The following is an 18,488-nucleotide window of genomic DNA, read 5'->3' as shown; positions in this document are numbered from 1 at the left end:
GGCTTTTCGTTGAGTCCTGCGGTCAAGCATTGCATTCAGACAGCGCGGCTTTCGATCAGACGATCCGAGCCGCCTTCGGCAACGCGGTTTTGCAGCAGTTTGTCGGAGCCGCCTTCAGCGACGCGGTTTTGCAGGAGCTTGTCGGAACCGCCTTCGGCGACGCGTTTTTCCAGCAGGCGATCCGAACCACCTTCAGCCACACGATTCTCGATCAGGCGATCGGAACCACCCTCGGCCACACGGCTTTCAATCAGACGATCCGAGCCGCCTTCAGCGACCATAGGTTGAGCAGAGTTTGCGGCGAAAGCGTTAACTGCGAAAACCGAGAAAGCGATGCTGAGGAGGGTCTGGCGTTTCATGATGGTGTGCTCCGGGGTGCTTATGGGTTGGTATGGAGCAGATGTTACGCCGGGGATTTTTTAAGAGAACTTCATTGAAATGATGGTGACTATCGATGCAGTCAATGGATCGCATATCCCTGTGGGAGCGAGCTTGCTCGCGATGGCAGTTTCACATTCAACATATGTGTCGATTGACACACAGCTATCGCGAGCAAGCTCGCTCCCACAGGTTTTCATGTGCCTGACAACGGGGCTTAAGCCTCACTGATCTGGCTGACACTGGTGATCTGCCCATTCCAGACCATCTCGTAATGCGCCGTCTGCACAATCGACGAAACCGGCCTCGGTGTCATCAACGCCCAGCAATGACTGCCCGGCATCCGCACCGAGTGATAACGCAACCCAGGACAACCGGCATCGCGCACCGTTCGCCCCAGAACACGGGAATGGCTGTAGTCGTCCGGCGCATACACCGGATCGCTCATCGGCAGGGTCGCGGCATCCTTCATCCCTCCATCGCCAAAAACACAAGCCAACCCACGAAACACAAAGCGCTCATAGTTCAGGCTCGGCACCTTGGACCAATACAGAGCCTGGTGATGCCGCACCTCGGCCAGCGCCGCTTCCATCGAATCCGCCAGGTACAACACCCCAAAACGCCCGTCGCTGAATCGCGACCCCGCCGGGTTGACGTGGGTAAACGGCGCAATCGCGTAGGAACAACCCGCAATGCCGAACGGAATCTCGCTACGCGCAATCAACTCCAGCTGCCCCACCTCATTCTTCAACCGCGGATTGGTCAGCGCCTGAATCTCGTACAACACCTCGAACTCATCCGCATCCGCCACATCATCAAACAACGCAATGGGCGGAAACTTCGAATTGACCAGGCGATAAGCCTGCAACGACTGACCGGCAAACACCGCCAGTTCACTCGCCATCACCATTGCGCACCCCGCAGCATGTCGATGCGCCGGAAGGTTTCATACAGTGAAATCATGTCGCCCTGGGCCATGATCTCCAACGGCGAACGCCCGTTGAAAAACTCGTTGTCGTTGGTCATCGAGGCAAAGCCATAGACGTTGTCCGGGTTGTCGAACACCAGCCGCAACGTCGCGTGAATGTTCAGCACGAAGCTGATGCGCTGCATTTGATCCGCATCCAGCGCCACCGCCCAATCCGGGTCACGCTGACGGGCGCGGGTATAGGTGCTGCGGGAAATACGCAGGATGCGACAGGCCTGCTCGCTGGTGGCCTTCCACTTTTCCAGAATGCTCACGGCGGCGCGCAGGCCGGTGAGGCATTGGTTTTTAGTGAAGGATTGGGCTTGGGCGGGGACGGCCATGTTCGTGTCCTTGGTTTGCATCTATAGATTCGAATGTAGATTTATTGAGTCTGTAGAGCAATGTTGGTGCGACGGGTGGGCCTGGCGTGCCAATGCAATAGGGCGGCGATCTTGCTGAGGCTATGTGTTACTGAAACCGTCGATGCAGGTCTGGAAAAACATCCTGGGCAAACCAGGCGGGCAGGCCGGGGGTCACGACTCTGGATTTTGGCGTTCGGCTTTCTACCAGGCCGACTTTTACAAGCCTGGATAACTCGTCGATTGCCGGGCGCGGCGTCAGGCCGGTGAACGTCTTGATTTCATTGCGTGGCAAGCTGCCTTGGGTGATTAACGCGATGATCGCAGGTGCACTTTCCGGACGGATACCTTGCTGTAGAAGTCTCTCGTTGTAGCGAAACGCGCGTATTACGCGCTCACGCAGTCGGGATGGGTCCACCGCGGCAATCATGTAGTCGACCTGGTCGTGACAAACCTGCAGCATGAACTCAATGAATTCGAAATAACGTCGCTGGGACAGTTGACCCCGTCCGTCCAAATCACCTTCTCGTGCGCGGTCGGCCATGGTCAGGGCGCTGTAGTAATCCTGATGCCGTCTTGCAAGGCCACGTGACAGTGACCAGAGGGTTGGCTCCAGCCCCAGATGTACCAACTGCAAATGGGTGATCAACCGTGCAACCCGACCATTCCCGTCGGTAAAGGGGTGAACCCAGGCGAGCCTATGGTGGTAGGCAAGCGAAGAAATCAGCTGGCGGCGAGGGTCCGTCTGCCGGCCAAACCCTGACTGAAGGTTTCGCAGCATCGCCTCGACAGCTGAAGCGTCCGGCGCATCATGATTGCCGACGATCACGTTTTGACCCGTGACCGACCGAAGTATGCCGGGCTGCATTATTGAGCCATCTGACAACGTACGTTCTGCGTCACTGGCTCCGCGAAAAAGCCGGTAATGCGCAGCGCTCACGAACTCGGGTGAGAACATGTCGCCCCAGGTAAAGGGGCCCCGCTGGCGCAACGTCCGCTCAAACAAGGCTTGTACCGCCATCTGTTCAACCGCCAGGCTTTTGAGCTGTTTACGATCTTTGACCGGCGCCGTTTGTGCTTTCTGCATATCGGCAGGCTCGGTGTATTGCCCTTCGATCAGGTTCGAGTAGTACGTATTGGTGATTTGCAGGAGACGGCCGAGTCGTGCGGCGGTTTCAGGCGGTAGTCGCCCGGCTAAAAACTGGGTCTTTCTGGGCAACGCATCCGCAAGGTCAATGATCGATGGGGGCAACGACTCCGGGAGAACCGGGTCCAGCCAGGATTTCGATGTGATTAAGGACATGGCAGTTCGTATCGTCAGAATTGTCTTCACATTTTATTTCACATAGATAATCGTTTAACAAGCCTTATTTTGTTGAGTTTTATGTGTGTTTGTGGGGATTTTTAACTGAGCTACCTTCACATTTTATTTCACAATTTTATTTGAAAAAAACCAGGACTCTGAAGAGCCAATCGCCAGCGAATACAAATCGAGCGCCTATGAGGCGCTCGTGGTCAATTGCTTCGCTGCGGCGCCCTCAAGTAGCGTCTGCAACTTGCCTGGCCTGCGGGTTACCCGCCGTTTTCCCATTGGGAATAAACGCCGCACCCACGGCTGCATTACTGATGAAACGTCCGCCCCAATGCATCCACCGTGACCCGCCGATGGCGCGATACAACAGCGTCAACAACACACTGATACCACCGCCCACCAGCAGCGCCTGCTTGAACGTGTCGTACCAGAACGCCAGGCCCATTGCGAAGACGAACATCAACCAGATCAGGCCCAGCATGATGCGGTCGGCTTTGCGGTAATGGTCGAGGGAACGAGGGGGGAAGGGCATGTACGCTTACTCCATGTATTCGAACCGGGAAAAAACCGGGCTAGGACTGATACCGGAAGAAAAGCCTGACACCGACCCTGTGGCGAGGGAGCAAACGCCCTCGCCACAGGATTTTTATCGCTTAAGCCATTGAGGCAAATCTGTTGCCGGCATGGTTGAGGTGTAATGGAGAAATCGTGGAGGGTGTAGCTATTAGCCATCATTCTTGGCAGCTGCGACGTCGCTTGTGGAAAACAATGTCCGATATAGAAGCAAGTCATGCTGAATGGGCGGGGGGTACGACAGACTCCATTGCAAAGCCTGTCGTTCCCCCGGGTTCATTACGACTTCTTCGGCGGATAGTTGCCGCGCAAGTCACCGGACTTCTTGCCGGTTTTGCCGGGCAGGTTTGGCACGACCGGACGGGATCTGGGCTGGGGGTTGGAGCGGCTTTGGGGTTGAGGTTGTTTGCTCATTGCTCGCCTCCTGAATTTCAGGGTTTCGCGAAGTGCTTTACTGATGAAGTTTAGCTAATTGACTGTGGGGTGCTTCGTTTGGCACTTGGGGAATGCATTGTGAGCGATGCCGATCAGGGTCAAATCAACGGCTGCAACTGAGTAAACAAGTGCTCTTGCCTTCAAAATACGTTGGCGGGGAAAAGGCGATGGTGTGCCGGGCCGCGTCTATCTGCAGCATAGACGCGGGCTCGCTGGCGCCAGCAGTTACTCTCGCACGTTCTGATACAGCATCAACCTTGAGGTTTCATGCATGGCGCGGGTCAACTGCACCAGGCGTTTGAACTCTTCAGGGTTTTGCTCGGCCACGTTGTCCAGGGGCGTCTTCGAGGCAAGGTCGTGGAGCGTTGGCGAGCTGCCGTCGTGCTCCATTTGCACCATGTAATGTTGAGTCACGCCGGCAATCAGCGGGAACGTTCCCTCACGCAATACCAGCGGTACCACGCGTTCACCCTCGGGCGCTGGCTGCTGGATATCACGACCCATGCCGCTGTTGCGGAACTCAAGACCGGCCATGCCCGCCACGGTTGGCAGCAAGTCCACCAGGCCAACCGCCTCCTGGACCTTGCGTGTCCCGAGCAAGCCCGGGGCGTGGATGATCATCGGCACCGCATTGCTTTCCAGGCCCAGTTGCTCATAGGCCGGGGCCAGGAAAGGGATCTGCGCGATACGGGTGTTATGGTCGCCAAACAGCACAAAAATGGTGTTGTCGTAGTAGCCGCCAGCCTTGGCGATTTCCATCAAGCGGCCGATGTTGAAGTCCAGCAGGCGCACGGCGTTGTATTGCTCGACACTGCGCGATCCTGCGGCCTGGACTTCCTCGAGGGTAGGGTGCTTGACCTCGAATCCATCATTGGTCTTGGGAATGGTGAAGGGGCGATGGTTGCCGGCCGTCTGTACATACGCAAAGAACGGTTTGTCCTTGGGCAGCGCCTGCAGGAGCTGGTCGGTTTCCTTGAACAGGTCCAGATCGGAAATGCCCCAGACATCCACCACCGGGGATTTCCAGTCCCGCTCTTCGTACAAGCGAACGCCGTCGATGCTTTGCCGAATCAAGGCATTCATATTGGCCCAGCCGGAGTTGCCGCCGATGGTGTAGATCTTCTCGTAGCCGGTGAAGGCATTGACCAGGGAGTTCTGTCGGGTGATCAGCGGGTTACGCGTCGCAGTCTCCTGACGCGTTACGTCAGGGACCCCGCTAATGCTGGCCCATACGGTTTTTGCGGTGCCGGTCACCGGCACATAGAAGTGCTCGAAGAACCAGCTCTGCGTGGCCAGGCGATCGAGATTGGGGGTCGGATTGATCGGGTTGCCGTAAGCCCCGACGGCACTGGTGCCCAGGGATTCAAGCATGACGAACATCACGTTCGGCGGTCGTGATCCCGGTACTTTGTAGGGTTGTGGTGCCTGGTGGCGAACAAAATTGAGAGTTTGCGGATCGGGCTGGTCAACGCCCAGGTAGTTGGCCATGACTGAATAGTGCTCGCGCACCTGCGCTTCGTCATAGCGCGACTGGCCGACCTTGAGCGTGTCATAGAGGAATAACACCGGGTTGAGCCCCAGTGCGGCAGTCTGGTTATTGCCCGAGAAGAAGGCATCGCTCCAGCGCAATGGCACCGGGTTTTCCAGGTTCATGTTCTCGACACGGCCCAGGATGCCCAGCAATACCGCAATGACCATCAACGCACCGCCCCATGTGGCGGAGAGCGGGTGAATCGGTTTGCGAGGGCGGTCCAGCGTCACGCGTTCCAGGCGCACCAGGGCCAGTGTCGTCAACGCTACCGTTGCCAGCCAACCCAGAGAAATCCAGATGACCGGGTAGGTCTGCCAGACCATGTCACGGGATATTTGTGCATCCTCGATGAAGCGCAATACCGTGGCGTTGATCCTCACGCCCAGGTAAGCGTAATGCCCGAAATCGATGATGTAGATCAGCAGCAGGGCACCCAGGGACGCGAAGATATACAGGCGTGCGATCCAGCGCAGCAAGCGGCTTGTGGTGAGGTTCCAGCGAGGAATCCAGGCCAGCAAGGCCAGCGGCAGCATCACCAGGATGGCCAGGCGCAAATCGAAACGGAAACCGATGCCAAGGGTTTCCCGTACGGCCTCGTCGTTGGTCAGGGCATTAGCGTCGAAACCGGAATAGCCGAAAAAGAACATCACCCGTAGCAGGGCAAACAACGCAAACAGAATCGCTGTCGCGCCTAGCCAATAGTGTAAACGTCTCGATTGCAGCCAACCCATCCAAGTTCCCCTGTTAAATATGTCGTTGAAACTCAAGCGGATCTGGATACGTAACGCACTGAGCTGAGTCGTTTGTTCAGGTAACCATACGTCCAGCGTGTGAAAAGCATCAGAAGTGCCGCGCAGCAATACAGACCCAGTAGTGGGTCAACCAGATAATCCCAATAGTTTTGCGAAGGTTTTATCCCGGCGATGAAGGCCAGGGTCGCACTGGCCAGCATCACGACGGCCAGGCTGTTGCGCAGGTAAAACAGGCCCAGTGTGAGCAGTGCGAAGAAAATCAACATCGGGCGCGGGCTGTATCCAAGCCGATAAGGATCCAGATCGCTCAGACCAAGGGTTGCCGGGTACAGCACCAGGGCCAACAGGGCGAAAATGATCAAAATGCAGGTTTTACCCTGCCGCGCAGGCGGCAGGAAGCCCAGCCGATGTAAACAGCCCCATGCCATGAACACCAGTGACGTGATCGCAAGGTCATCGATGTGGCTGCGCAAATACGTGGCCAACGACAACCCGTCCAGCGGTATGAAGCCGGCGGCCAGCAAGGCGGCCAGCAGAGCGATACGCCAGTTCCTGTTCAAACCGAAAGACGGCAGCACGAGGAAGATGATCATCGCGAAGCTGACATGGGCTTGCCAAAGGTTAATCATTTGAGTCGCTCGGACAGCCACGCATCGTTGAAAGTAACGTGCTTGATGAAAGTGTTGTTCCAGGAATAAACCAGGTGATACATACCGTCGGGGCTGCGGATGAAATATGGATATTCATATTCAAACTCGCAGCCTCGGGGGTTACAGACACGTGTGTCGAGATTGTTCAGGAATTGCGCCTCCAGCGGTTGGCGGAGCGCGCCACTGGAACCGCGGAACTCATTGCCTATGATTTTTTTGTAGGCCTGGGGTGAAAACGGCTCTCCTTGCGGATCAGGTGATTTGTCCAGGTCACGCAACGAGCGCCAATCGTCCATTTTTTCGTCGGTGCCATAAAGGCTCAGCTTGAAGCGCCCCTCTTGCAGGTCATTGAGCGCTACCAGCAACCCATGCTCGGGGGTTGCGACGGCCGCCAGCGAGGAGTTCGGATTCCATGGCTCGAGCGGATAAGGTTCACTCCAGGTTTGTCCGGCATCTTCAGTGCGGGTTGCCAGAACACGGTGGTGGGTGTTGCCGGCATAACGCAACAAGGCGATGCCGCGCTGCCCATCCAGCGGAACCACCGTGGGTTGCAATGAGTTCTTGCCGTGGCTGATGCGGTATTTGTCGATCACATCACCGTCTGCGCTCAAATAGAGGTACTCGGCAAACTTGCCCAGAAATTCGTGGTAGACCGGTAAACCGATGGAACCGTCGGCATGAAACACGGGTGCGGACCGGACCAGGGTGCTGATGTTCAGAAAGGGGGACGTGATCAGTTGGCGCGGAGCGGACCAATTTTCACCGAAGTCGTCGGAAACCATCACGTTGACTGCACTGCCGGCCCAGCCGCCCATGGACACGGATACGTAGAACAACCACAGGCGTTTATCCGGTGCCAGTGCAATCACCGGATTACCCAGCTTGCGGATGTATCTTTGGGTGCCCTGTTGGGTCGAACTCCGAGTCGCCAATACCTGTTCAGCACCCCATTCGCCGGTTTTTGCGTCGAAGCGGGCGGAACGCACCTGCACATCGGCTGCGCCTTCGCGAGAGCCAGCAAACCAGGCTGTCATCAAGCTACCGTCAGGCAAGGCTGTTACGGCCGAGGAGTGCACGAAGTCCACCAGCCCGGACGAGGCGAAACGGCTGGTATAAATGGGCCTGGCCACTTGATCGGTCACAGCCTTCACTGGATTCATCGCAAAGGACGAATGCGTGGGGGCAGGATTGAGTAACCATGCGGCCGCAAAGAGGCAGGACAGTGCGAGATAAGCACCGATGGCAGGAGTTCTTGGTAGTTTGATGCGCATATTAAAGCTAGGCATCTCATGGCCCGATCTAGGACCATAACCTATCATCTATAGTTGCTGGCCGGGTTTTTAGCAAACAGCGCTTTTGTAAGCAAATGTTTGTACGGTGTTGCCGCTGACCGACAGCTGCTGGAATCCAGGCGTATATTGATAGTGTCGATCCAGACAGTTGAGGCGATAGTAAATCGTCGGTGGTGTGACAGGCGAGAGCGCTGGGGGAGCTGGATATCCCGGAACGTTTGGAGGTGTTACATGAGCCAATTTCAACGACTCTTTCTGATAGCCGGTCCAGCCATGCGTCACACCCCGGCGTTGGAACGAGCTGTCGCCATTGCCCAAGCCACTGGTGCAGCGCTGCACATCACGGTGTTTATCGAAGACTCCAACCTCTTGGGCTTGATGAGCGCCGGTGCGCGTTTTCGTGAGGCCTGTCAGCAAGAGAACGAAAAGTGGCTGAAGGATGAGGCCGATCTAATCCGCGGGCGCGGGGTCAAGGTGAGTACCGAAGTGCTTGTTACGCGAACCGCGCTGCAAGAAATACTTCAGCATGTGGCAGAAATGCAGCCGGATCTGGTTATCAAGGACGTGCAGCACGAGTCCGCGCTCAAACGCGTTTTCATTACGCCCCTGGATTGGCACCTGTTGCGCGAGTGTCCAGTGGCTGTGCATCTGGTGAGCGAAGTCAGGTGCCCACTTCCGCGGGTGGTAGTGGCGGCAGTCGATCCGTCACAACCCGAGACTCAGATCACTGGCATCAACGACCGCATCATCCAGGCGGCGAACGGATTGTCGATGCAATGCAGCGCGGAGCTGCATCTGCTGCATGCCTACGATCTATCGCAGACACATATATCCGACGCAGGTGCTGGTGCAGTGACGATGCTGGGCTTCAGCAGCGATGTGCGCAAGTCACTGCAAAAGTCATTTATCGCACTGGCCGACCACTACGGCGTGCCCAATGAGCGACAACACTTCGTTGAAGGGCCGCCTGGCAAAGCGCTGGCCGACTTTGCAGCGCATCACCGGGCCGATGTGATCGTCATGGGGAATGCGCATCGCAAGGGGCTGGGCAAATGGGTGGGCAGTACGACGGAGCATGTTCTATATAAAGTGCCCTGCAACATTTTCGCCGTTACGGGGACAGCGGATCAGTAAATTGATTCGCTGTTAAATGACTCGCAAAGAGCGCCTCAGCGACTGGGGCGGGATTTTTTGAGGGCGCGTGCCGAGATATCCCGGTAGGTATCGCCATCGGTTGCCGCCAAGAGCTTGCCACCGTCCTTAAGGGTGGCCATGAAGGTCACTTCCGTGCTGTGGTCCGCGAGCAGATAGCCGGCGATGGCACCGACCGGCCCCAACAACATCGCGCCCGCAATGCCCAGGCCGATGGCGGCCTTTATATTCTTGTTGGATTCCGTGCTCTGGACCGTTAGATCTTTGAATTCCGAGACGGAAAAACTCTTTTTTCCCTGTCGTGGTTTGAAGGTCGTTTTGAGCGTAATGGTACCCAGATGATATTCCCCCTTTCACTTTGCGAGACTCTCGGTATGGCTGATAGCTGCCTGCCGCCCGCGCTTGAGGTCGACGCCGGCGAGGATCAGCAGGCCGACCACGAAATAACTGCCGGTGATCAGCATCGCCAGGCGGTGATCGCCGCCGGACAGCCAACTGGTCAGGCCGTAAGTCATGGGGCCGAGGATTGCCGACAGTTTGACCGCCAGCCCCCAGAGGCCGAAGAACTCCGCCAGGCGCGTCGGCGGCGCCAGCAGTCCGACTATCGCGCGGCCAGCCGATTGGCTGGCGCCCATGCACAGACCGGCGAGGTTGGCCGCCAGCCAAAATAGCTCGGGGCCGCGCGCGACCCAGACCAGACCGACCATGCCGAGCCAGCCCACCAGGGTCAGCGCCAGCGTGGCGCGATGGCCGAGGTGATCCTGCAGCCAACCGAACAGCACGGCACCGATGGAGGCCGTGATATTCACCACGAAGATCAGTAGCAGCGTGTCCTGGGTATTGAAGCCCATGACCTGATTGGCATAGATGGCAGCCAGGGTGATCACCGCCGAGATACCGGCCTGGTAGCAGACGGTGCAGGCAAGGAAGCGCAGCAGGTCGCGATAGCGCTCGGCTTCGCGCAGCGTCTGCGCGAAGCGCGCCAGCGCCGCCAGTGGGATAGGCGTGTCGCCGCGCCCTGGCTGCGGCTGGCTGCGTTCGCGCAGGAACAGGAAGGTCGGCACGCTGGCTACAGCGAACAAGGCCGCGGTGATCAGCATGCACACCGGCACGAACTGCGCCGCAGCCTGGCCCTGCGCCTGGGCCCAACTGACGAAGGCCAGACAGGCGCCCAGGCTGACCAGGCCGCCGATGTAGCCGAACCCCCAGCCCCAACCGGACACCTTGCCCAAGGCTTCTGCTCGGGCGAGTTGGGGCAAGAAGGCGGCGATCAGGTTCTCGCCGCTGCCGAAGCAGAAGTTGGATAGCACGATGAAAAGGATCGCGACACCGAGCTCCCCCGGCCCGGCCAGCGCGAGTCCAGAGGTGAAGGCGACGCAACCGACCGTGCTGAACAGCAGCAGGCGCTTCTTGCAGGCGAAGGCGTCGGCATAGGCGCCGATCAGTGGCGCGGTCAGGATGATCAGGACATAGGACAGAGCGGTGGCGCTGGTCCAGGCCAGCGTACCCCAGGCTTCGCCCTTGGCGACCACCGCGACGAAGTAGGCATTGAACACGGCGGTGATCACCACCGTCGTGTAGCCGGAGTTGGCGAAATCGAACATCGCCCAGGCCCAGATTTCTCGACGTGTCACTCCGGGGGCAAGGCTGGCTGGCATGGCGATCTCTCTGTAGGTGCGGCATCCTTAAGAGCCTAGCCCCAATGCCAGTCAGTTAACAAAAATCTACAGTTTGGTGATCAATTGTGGCGAGGGAGCTTGCTCCCGTTCGGCTGCGAAGCAGTCGTAAAATCAGGCGACTCGGTACTAACTGCAAGATTGAGTCGCCTGATTTTGGACCGCTTCGCGCTCCAGCGGGAGCAAGCTCCCTCGCCACAGGTGCAATGTTCGTCTCAAAGTCCTTAACTGGCTCAGCCATCCTGCGAGCGCTGATGGCATTCCCAGTCGCCGCCATAGGCGCATAATGGCAATTGGCAAGGATCTACACACAGAGTGTCCTGTCATGAGGGGCCGCCGATGTCTCGTCCGCCTCCAGAAACCCGTGCCGTTCCCCATTCCGATGGGGACGCAGAAAAATTGCTCGAAATTGTCCAGCGCACCGTGGTCGAGTTGCGGCCGCAGGCGGCAGAAGGTTTGCAAGTCACCTTGCACAGCGTGCTTGACCGGGACCTGGGCGTAGACAGCCTGGCCCGGGTGGAGTTGTGGTCACGTATCGAGCACGAATTCGGTGTGCGCTTACCGGAAACCCTGTTCGCCTCGGCGGACACCCCCGGCGATGTATTGTGCGTGCTACGCAGCAGACAGGGTGCCGAGGCGGTACGCCCGTTGTCCTCCAGCGACGCCAGCGAGGCCCCGACAGCAACGGGGCAGACGCCGGACGCCGCGCGGACCTTGATCGAGGTGCTGGAATGGCATGTGCGCCATCAGCCGCAACATCCCCATGTGCGCCTGCTGGATGAAAGTGAGCAGACGGAGGACATCAGCTATGGCGCCTTGCACCGGGACGCTCTGGCCGTGGCCGCAGGACTGCAACGCAGTGGCCTGCAGGCGGGTCAGACCGTGGCCCTGATGCTGCCCACCGGGCGCGACTTTCTCCATGGCTTTTTCGGAACTCTGTTGGCTGGCGGTGTGCCGGTGCCCATCTACCCACCGCTGCGCCTGTCGCAGATAGAGGATCATCTGCGCCGCCAGGCTGGCATCCTGCGCAACGCCGAAGTCAAAGTGCTGATTACCGTGACGCAAGCGAAGCTGCTCGCCCGACTGCTCCAGCCGCAGGTTCCGAGTCTGACTCGCATTGCCACCGTGGCCGAGTTGACCGGTGAGGGGGGCGAGTGCATCACACCCGCGCGGCAACCGGATGACCTCGCCTTCCTGCAGTACACCTCGGGCAGCACTGGACAGCCCAAGGGCGTTATGGTCAGCCACGCCAGTCTGCTGGCCAATCTGCGCGCCATGGGTGGGGCTCTGAACGTGGGGCCACAGGACGTGTTCGTCAGTTGGTTGCCCATGTACCACGACATGGGCCTGATCGGTGCCTGGCTGGGCAGCCTGTATTACGGCTACAGCCTGGTGCTGATGTCGCCGCTGGCTTTCCTTGCGCGGCCGGCGCGTTGGCTATGGGCCATCGACCGCTTCCGCGGCACGTTGTCGGGGGCGCCCAACTTCGCCTACGAACTGTGCCTGAGCAAACTCGCTGACGACGACCTCGAGGGCCTGGACCTGAGCAGTTGGCGCGTGGCCTTCAACGGTGCCGAGCCGGTCAGCCCGGATACCTTGCAACGCTTCACCGAACGTTTCGTTCGCTATGGCTTGGCGCCCACCGCGCTGGCGCCGGTCTATGGGTTGGCCGAGGCCACGTTGGGCGTGGCCTTTCCTCCCTTGAACCGAGGGCCGCTGATCGACAGGGTGCAGCGCGAGGCGTTCCAGGCCCGTGGCAATGCACTGCCCGCCGAAACGGACGCCAGCGCGACGCTACGCTTCGTCTCCAGCGGCCGGCCGCTGCCGGGTCATCAGATTCGCATCGTCGATGGCCGCGGGGTCGAACTCCCCGAGCGCAGCGAAGGTCACCTGCAATTCAGCGGGCCGTCCACCACCGGTGGCTACTACCGTAACCTCGAAGAGACCCGCCGGGTGCTGCGCGATGGCTGGTTCGACTCGCTCGACTTCGCCTACATGGCCGGCGGTGAGGTCTACCTGACCGGCCGCGCCAAGGACCTGATCATCCGTGCCGGGCGCAACATCTATCCCTATGATGTCGAGGCGGCGGTCGGCAACTTACCCGGTCTGCGCAAAGGCTGCATCGCGGTGTTCGGCAGTCCTGACCCGGCCACCGGCACCGAGCGCCTGGTGGTGTTGGCAGAAAGCTACGAGAAGGAAGCTGCCGCGCGGCAACGCCTGCAGCAGGAGGTCAACCGCATTGTGGTCGACCTCACCGGTGTGCCGCCCGACGATATCGTTCTGGCGCCACCGCATAGCGTACTGAAGACTTCCAGCGGCAAGATTCGCCGTGCTGCCAGCCGTGAACTGTATGAGCGCGGCGAAGTGGATCGGCCGCACCTCGCCGTGTGGCGCCAGCTACTGCGCCTGGTGCTGCTGGCTGTACGTGGGCAGTTCGGTCGCAGCTGGCGGACCTGCCGCGCTGCGCTGTATGCCGCTTACATCTGGCTGCTGTTCTGGCTGGTCACACCGCTGACCTGGCTGGGCGTCGCGATCCTGCCGCGCCAGCGTTGGTGCCGCAGCTTTACCCGCGCGGCCGCACGGCTGTTCGTGCGCCTGGCGGGGGTGCCGCTCAGCGTCACGGGGCTGGAGCGCCTGCCTGAGTCAGGGGTGAGCGTGCTGGCCGTAAACCATGCCAGCTACCTCGACGGCATCATTCTCTGCGCAGCCCTGCCGCCGCAGTTCAGCTTCGTTGCCAAGCGCGAACTGGCTGACCAGTGGATTGCCGGCCTGTTCCTGCGCAAGCTCGGCGCCCGCTTCGTCGAACGCTTCGACCTGCAGCGCAGCGCCGCAGACACCGAGCCCCTGGCCGAGGCGCTACAGACTGGCCAGCCGCTGGTGTTCTTTCCCGAGGGGACCTTTACCCGGGAGCCAGGCTTGCGCACCTTCCACATGGGCGCCTTCGTGCTCGCCGCGCGTGTCGGCGTGCCGCTGCTGCCGGTCGCAATCCGCGGCACGCGCAGGGTGCTGCGCGACGGACAGTGGTTCCCGCGCCACGGTGCAATCCACGTCAATGTCTGCCCCCCGCTGTTGGCGCAGGGACCGGGCTGGATAGAGGCAATCAAGTTGCGGGATGCAACGATAGCGGTGCTGCTAGAGCACCTGGATGAATCTGAGCGGGCCCAGCACGCTGGTTAGGCGATGACTTCGCCGGTGTCGGCTTTCCAGAGCTGTTTAAAGAGTGGGCAAGCGTCAAAAGCTAAACTGGATTCTTATTCTTTATCGAACAAGGCTGATATCGACATCTGCTGTGAGTGACCGCTTCTGGCCGTTCTCTGCCGGTCATGACTGGCTGTTTCTGGCCGTTTTTTGCCTGCCCCGAATCGCTGAAAACGATCCAAAGCCATCATTGGAAGTGCTTGGTATTTCGACTCTGGCATACGCCAAGCCGGCATCATTCCCTCACCACAACCGTGCCTCTGCCTCGTCATATTTACTGGCGACTTTCAAAAAGGTTTCCGCCCACCCACTACTGAGACTGAGTTCTTGCAGCGGACCTGTTGGCGCAAAAAGTACAGCAAAGTGGGTTCTTGCGGGCAGCACCCCAGCTCTAAGCGAGTTGATCAACCCCTCCAGTTCTGCTTTTGCTTCATCGCTGTCGGCCCAAAAAGACCAGCAGAAATCATTCTCAGGAAGCGATATCAATTCGAGAGATGCCTCCAGCACATGGATGAGGAGCTCAAGAGGGGTGTTGTGTTGAGTTGATCCACGGACTAACTGCTTTGTACGGTTCATCTCCATAAGGCATCCATGCGTCAAACCGACGAAAAAAAGATGAAGCCTGGCGCGCTTCGCCAGGATCGGGCCTCAGAACAAGTAAACCACTTTTCTCGTCAGAAAAAAAACGGGCACCTTTGATGCCCGCTTTCCTTTACTCAGAAGCCTGCGCCCGTAACCGCCGCCCAATCACATCTATCAAGTCACAACCATCGTGCAACGGAATGGCCAACTGTGAGGATTTTGCTGGAAGCCGCAGAGGTTGTTTGGGCCTAATGCTATTTTTCGCGCGATGCATGCAGTAAATATTGAAGTATTGAAATTGCTACGTTGTTGCGGCATAACTTTTGTTCTGTCTATTTTATGGAATTAATATTGTTGCATGGAGTGCTATATGCAAAATCCAATTACACATTATTCACCTTTAATGACGCCTGGGTCTCGACAGGTTCAAGCTACAGAAGCCCAAGTTTTTCCTTCAAGCTTCGATAGTATTTTGTTTTGGGATGGGACTGTCCCGGCAGTTACTACGCCCCATAGTATTGAGAGTACCAAAAACCCCAGTAACGCATACCAAAAGTTGGAGGCGATAGGGCTTTCGGTGCACGATCAGATAACGAGTGTTTTTTCTGGTGCTACACCGAATGTTCGAGATTATCTAGAAAAACGCATAGTCGCAGCCATTGACGGGCAGGAGTTCAATGCATTGGAAGCTGCCTTAAAAAAGAAAGCGATCATCGTAGAGCTTCTGCAAAGGGCCAGAATCCATAGAAGTTGGCACGAAGCACTACTATATAATGGTTTAGACGCATTGTCGCTAGACAGGAAAATGAGTGCCGCAGTATTTGCATCGAATGCGGATGCAGAAGACGATATGGCATTGCGACAAAGCTTTTATGAAGAATACCTATTATCGCTAACTGCCGCCTACGTTAAACGAATCCTTGTCGAAGCCATCTCCATTCTGGAGGATGCTTCCACAACTGCAGACGCTGCAATCCATCGCGCCTTGGCAAGGGGCGAAGTCGCTTACACCTACAGGTTACACATTGGTAATGGCATAGAGGCGGGAACTGTGGCGGGTGCCATTGCCATCCATGTCGCCGAAGGTTGGACCTTCGGGGCAGTGATCCATGGAGGCATTAAGTTGTTGTCAGGGTTGGGGGAGGCCCTTATCAGTCGGGCCACTGCTGTTGGGATCGGGGTCTTGTTCTATTCACCTGCTCTTGCTAACGGCGAACGCTTTCCTCAAACCGTTCTCACATTATCCGGTAGCACTTTTTTGCCAAAGCTGCCGTCAAACCTGAATGAAATCGCCGCTACCGAAGGAACCATTGACCTTCCTTATCGGATTTTTGGCGACCTTAACCAATACACACTTGTTGCAACCCCGGCTGAGGGGAGTGTCTCGGCAAAAGTGCCAGTGCGAGCATTGGCATTCGATCCAACGACCAGCAGCTACAGTTTCACGTCAAACGATACACCACCCAATATCCTCAGTTTTCCCATTATTCACTTGGGAAACGGCTCGACAACTTCGCCTGCACGCCCTGCGCAAGTACCGACTTACACTGGAGTTACGCTGTCGCCATTGCTTGTGCAGCCTGAAACCTTACCCGCGGTCGAATTGCCTGATTTCAGGGATTGCATTTACTGCTTTCCGATTGAAAGCGGTCTACCGCCAATCTACGTTGTTTTTAATAGTCCTTATGAGGGAGCAACCACCAAGGGAAAATACAGCGGTCGATTTTTCAATCCTGCCAAAGCTGGAGGCCCAATTCTCGATCTCGATTGGACAAGTGCTACCGTGAGCCAAACGGGTATTGACCTGGTCAAATTACATACGGGACGTTTCAGGTCTTCGGATGCCAATGCCATCATGATTGATCGCTTGAAAAAAATTCTGCTGGGTGAATTGGTAATCACAGATGTGGACAAACGCTTCTATACTCATGAAATCAGAGAGCTCGAACGTTTCAGAGCATTAGGTGTAGCTGACGGTGTAAACTCGGATGACGGTGTTATTTGGAACAATACTCACGCCGCGACGCTGGAGGACTACAAAGTCAAAGATGCTTTTGAACTGCTCTATACGCCTGATGCTATAGAAGCGGATCGAAAACAAAGTGAACGAGAGTACAAGGAACTTGGAGGGGTAAAATAATGAGCGTCATTGCAACCATCGTACTTAACGAAAAACCTGAAGAGGTAATTCTATTTCTTACCAAAAATGAATTAGGCATCTCCTTTCCTCGGCTTGATGGCCTTTATAATCTGGCTAACTGGGCGCATGTGGAGAACAACATAGGGTTATTGAACCTTGTCCATAAAATGTGTGATGCCGGTTTTATCAAATATAGTGGGGGCGGAGTTGTGAGAGGGCCCAACTGGAGAGAGCCGGCATTCATGCTAGAAGGCAAATATACCTTTGACTGACAGCACCAAGTGCCTGAACGCAGGTGCCAGAGAACGGTGACAGTAGCCATTATTTCGTAGTCGTCCGGTTCCCTTGTCCAGTCGTTTAAATCATCGAAGGTTTCCCAGGTTGAGCCGCTGCCGCAGCGGCTCTTCTCTTTGTTGCGGGTAGATTGAGTATCTTCGCCCGTTTTTTGTTACTCCGCCGCCTGCGCCCGCAACCGTCGCCCAATCACATCCATCAAATCACAACCATCGCGCAATGGAATGACCAGCAGCTTGGAAAAGTCCTCCAACACCACCGTGTCGCAACCGAGTTCGGATCGGTAGGCAATGTTTTCCAGCACCTGTGTGACTGTCCGAATACGGTAATCCGCCATTGCTTGCAGGACGTCGAGTGGGGCTTGGGTGTCGATGAGCAGGGAAGCCGGTTTCATGTCGATTCCGGTAAGAGGCATGTATCTTTCCATAGATGAAACTCCGATCAGTGCAAAGGTTGACTGCCGCTCACTCGTCGCCAAACGAATGGGTGACAGCTGTACGCAGGTTGGCGAACCGGGATCGGAAAACCGGCAGACCCGAAGGTCTCCCGCGCACAGCTGCCATAAAGACAGCTTTGCGAAGGTGCAACAGCATCTGCAAAAAAGCACAGTGCTTTTGCATCCGATCGAACAGGTCGCCAAACCTGGTCGCCATTTGGGCGACGGGGCGGACTATAAGCTTCATCAAGGTCATGGGCAAGGTGAGGAATTCCGAGGCTGACGTAAGATCCGCGACGATGAAACTTCAGATCTTTCACATAACGTCACTGGAAATGTAAACACAGACCTGAGATGTTCACGGCCCCTTGGATTCAGCCTCCCACACTATCCTTAATCATCGCTCACGCCGTCGAGATGGACCTTCCCGAATGCAAACCCCCAACCCCCAACGCGCCCTCTGGAAAACCTACCTCCTTTTCCTCGCCCCGATGGTCCTGTCGAACTTCCTGCAATCCATGTCCGGCACGGTCAACAGCATCTACATCGGCCAGATGCTCGGCACCCAGGCGCTGGCGGCGGTGTCGGGGATGTTTCCCATCGTGTTTTTCTTCATCGCCCTGGTGATCGGCCTTGGTGCCGGCGCGGGGGTGTTGATCGGGCAGGCGTGGGGGGCGCGGGAGACGCATCTGGTGAAGGCTATTGCCGGGGCAACGTTGTTGCTGGGGGTGTTGATCGGGTTGGTGGCGGCGGTGGTGGGG

At 57.4% G+C, this 18,488-nt stretch carries 18 protein-coding genes and 1 pseudogene; 6 read left to right on the top strand and 13 right to left on the bottom strand.

The window, feature by feature from the left end; genetic code table 11:
- Window positions 1-35: 35 nt before the first annotated feature.
- The 9 genes and pseudogenes from KGB28_RS19810 to KGB28_RS19775 all read right to left on the bottom strand — a co-directional run bounded on the left by KGB28_RS19810 (window position 36) and on the right by KGB28_RS19775 (window position 8,228).
- On the bottom strand, window positions 36-359 hold the full coding sequence (locus KGB28_RS19810) for a hypothetical protein (protein ID WP_223447319.1): 324 nt from the start codon (window positions 357-359) through the stop codon (window positions 36-38).
- A gap of 236 nt (window positions 360-595) precedes the next feature.
- Window positions 596-1,288, bottom strand: a complete 693-nt coding sequence (locus KGB28_RS19805; protein ID WP_223447317.1) for an RES family NAD+ phosphorylase — start codon at window positions 1,286-1,288, stop codon at window positions 596-598.
- A complete protein-coding gene (locus KGB28_RS19800; RefSeq protein ID WP_223447315.1) occupies window positions 1,282-1,686 on the bottom strand; it encodes an antitoxin Xre-like helix-turn-helix domain-containing protein in 405 nt (134 codons plus the stop codon). Before KGB28_RS19800 ends, KGB28_RS19805 begins: the two co-directional genes overlap by 7 nt.
- A 127-nt stretch (window positions 1,687-1,813) precedes the next feature.
- A complete protein-coding gene (locus tag KGB28_RS19795) occupies window positions 1,814-3,007 on the bottom strand; it encodes a Fic family protein (protein ID WP_223447313.1) in 1,194 nt (397 codons plus the stop codon).
- A gap of 343 nt (window positions 3,008-3,350) precedes the next feature.
- Window positions 3,351-3,548, bottom strand: a pseudogene (locus KGB28_RS19790) (methyl-accepting chemotaxis protein); the annotation flags it as partial.
- A 320-nt stretch (window positions 3,549-3,868) separates the two neighbouring features.
- Window positions 3,869-4,003 carry a hypothetical protein gene (locus KGB28_RS31530; protein ID WP_257605575.1) on the bottom strand — a complete coding sequence of 45 codons (135 nt, stop codon included), beginning with the start codon at window positions 4,001-4,003 and terminating at the stop codon, window positions 3,869-3,871.
- A 246-nt stretch (window positions 4,004-4,249) separates the two neighbouring features.
- Complete coding sequence (locus tag KGB28_RS19785; RefSeq protein WP_223447310.1) at window positions 4,250-6,286, bottom strand: LTA synthase family protein; 2,037 nt, start codon at window positions 6,284-6,286, stop codon at window positions 4,250-4,252.
- Window positions 6,287-6,318: 32 nt separating this feature from the next.
- Window positions 6,319-6,936 carry a hypothetical protein gene (locus tag KGB28_RS19780; RefSeq protein ID WP_223447308.1) on the bottom strand — a complete coding sequence of 206 codons (618 nt, stop codon included), beginning with the start codon at window positions 6,934-6,936 and terminating at the stop codon, window positions 6,319-6,321.
- Window positions 6,933-8,228 carry a sialidase family protein gene (locus tag KGB28_RS19775; protein WP_223447377.1) on the bottom strand — a complete coding sequence of 432 codons (1,296 nt, stop codon included), beginning with the start codon at window positions 8,226-8,228 and terminating at the stop codon, window positions 6,933-6,935. Before KGB28_RS19775 ends, KGB28_RS19780 begins: the two co-directional genes overlap by 4 nt.
- A gap of 252 nt (window positions 8,229-8,480) precedes the next feature.
- On the opposite strand from KGB28_RS19775, the gene KGB28_RS19770 reads away from it, so the two are divergent.
- On the top strand, window positions 8,481-9,383 hold the full coding sequence (locus tag KGB28_RS19770) for a universal stress protein (protein ID WP_223447306.1): 903 nt from the start codon (window positions 8,481-8,483) through the stop codon (window positions 9,381-9,383).
- Window positions 9,384-9,418: 35 nt separating this feature from the next.
- Here KGB28_RS19770 and KGB28_RS19765 read toward each other — a convergent pair whose 3' ends face one another.
- On the bottom strand, window positions 9,419-9,739 hold the full coding sequence (locus KGB28_RS19765) for a hypothetical protein (protein ID WP_223447375.1): 321 nt from the start codon (window positions 9,737-9,739) through the stop codon (window positions 9,419-9,421).
- A 15-nt stretch (window positions 9,740-9,754) separates the two neighbouring features.
- Window positions 9,755-11,059 carry an MFS transporter gene (locus KGB28_RS19760; protein WP_223447304.1) on the bottom strand — a complete coding sequence of 435 codons (1,305 nt, stop codon included), beginning with the start codon at window positions 11,057-11,059 and terminating at the stop codon, window positions 9,755-9,757.
- Window positions 11,060-11,416: 357 nt separating this feature from the next.
- Between KGB28_RS19760 and KGB28_RS19755 the strand changes: the two genes are divergently transcribed.
- Window positions 11,417-14,254, top strand: a complete 2,838-nt coding sequence (locus KGB28_RS19755; protein WP_223447302.1) for an AMP-binding protein — start codon at window positions 11,417-11,419, stop codon at window positions 14,252-14,254.
- A 264-nt stretch (window positions 14,255-14,518) separates the two neighbouring features.
- Here the strand turns inward: KGB28_RS19755 and KGB28_RS19750 are convergent, their stop codons facing one another.
- Window positions 14,519-14,857, bottom strand: coding sequence for a hypothetical protein (locus KGB28_RS19750; RefSeq protein ID WP_223447300.1), 339 nt, complete (start codon window positions 14,855-14,857; stop codon window positions 14,519-14,521).
- Between the two features lie 370 nt (window positions 14,858-15,227).
- On the opposite strand from KGB28_RS19750, the gene KGB28_RS19745 reads away from it, so the two are divergent.
- Together KGB28_RS19745 and KGB28_RS19740 are read left to right on the top strand one after the other, a co-directional pair.
- Window positions 15,228-16,997 (top strand): S-type pyocin domain-containing protein, encoded by a 1,770-nt coding sequence (locus tag KGB28_RS19745; RefSeq protein ID WP_223447298.1) that lies wholly within the window; start codon window positions 15,228-15,230, stop codon window positions 16,995-16,997.
- Window positions 16,997-17,269 carry a hypothetical protein gene (locus tag KGB28_RS19740; RefSeq protein WP_102670468.1) on the top strand — a complete coding sequence of 91 codons (273 nt, stop codon included), beginning with the start codon at window positions 16,997-16,999 and terminating at the stop codon, window positions 17,267-17,269. Before KGB28_RS19745 ends, KGB28_RS19740 begins: the two co-directional genes overlap by 1 nt.
- 176 nt (window positions 17,270-17,445) lie before the next feature.
- On the opposite strand, the gene KGB28_RS19735 is transcribed toward KGB28_RS19740, so the two are convergent.
- The gene (locus KGB28_RS19735; protein WP_223447296.1) at window positions 17,446-17,718 is read right to left on the bottom strand and encodes a hypothetical protein; all 273 of its coding nucleotides are present in this window, start codon (window positions 17,716-17,718) and stop codon (window positions 17,446-17,448) included.
- On the opposite strand from KGB28_RS19735, the gene KGB28_RS19730 reads away from it, so the two are divergent.
- Both KGB28_RS19730 and KGB28_RS19725 read left to right on the top strand, forming a co-directional pair.
- Window positions 17,684-18,010 (top strand): hypothetical protein, encoded by a 327-nt coding sequence (locus KGB28_RS19730; protein ID WP_223447379.1) that lies wholly within the window; start codon window positions 17,684-17,686, stop codon window positions 18,008-18,010. The genes KGB28_RS19735 and KGB28_RS19730 overlap by 35 nt on opposite strands.
- 148 nt (window positions 18,011-18,158) lie before the next feature.
- Window positions 18,159-18,488 (top strand): MATE family efflux transporter (locus KGB28_RS19725; protein ID WP_263296844.1); only part of this gene is annotated, 330 nt, incomplete at its 3' end.

The organism is Pseudomonas sp. BF-R-19, from assembly GCF_019956445.1.
In the GTDB taxonomy this organism is placed as follows: domain Bacteria; phylum Pseudomonadota; class Gammaproteobacteria; order Pseudomonadales; family Pseudomonadaceae; genus Aquipseudomonas; species Aquipseudomonas fluorescens_BH.
The sequence above is the reverse complement of the archived record's forward strand: the minus strand, read 5'-3'. Positions and strand labels throughout refer to the sequence as shown.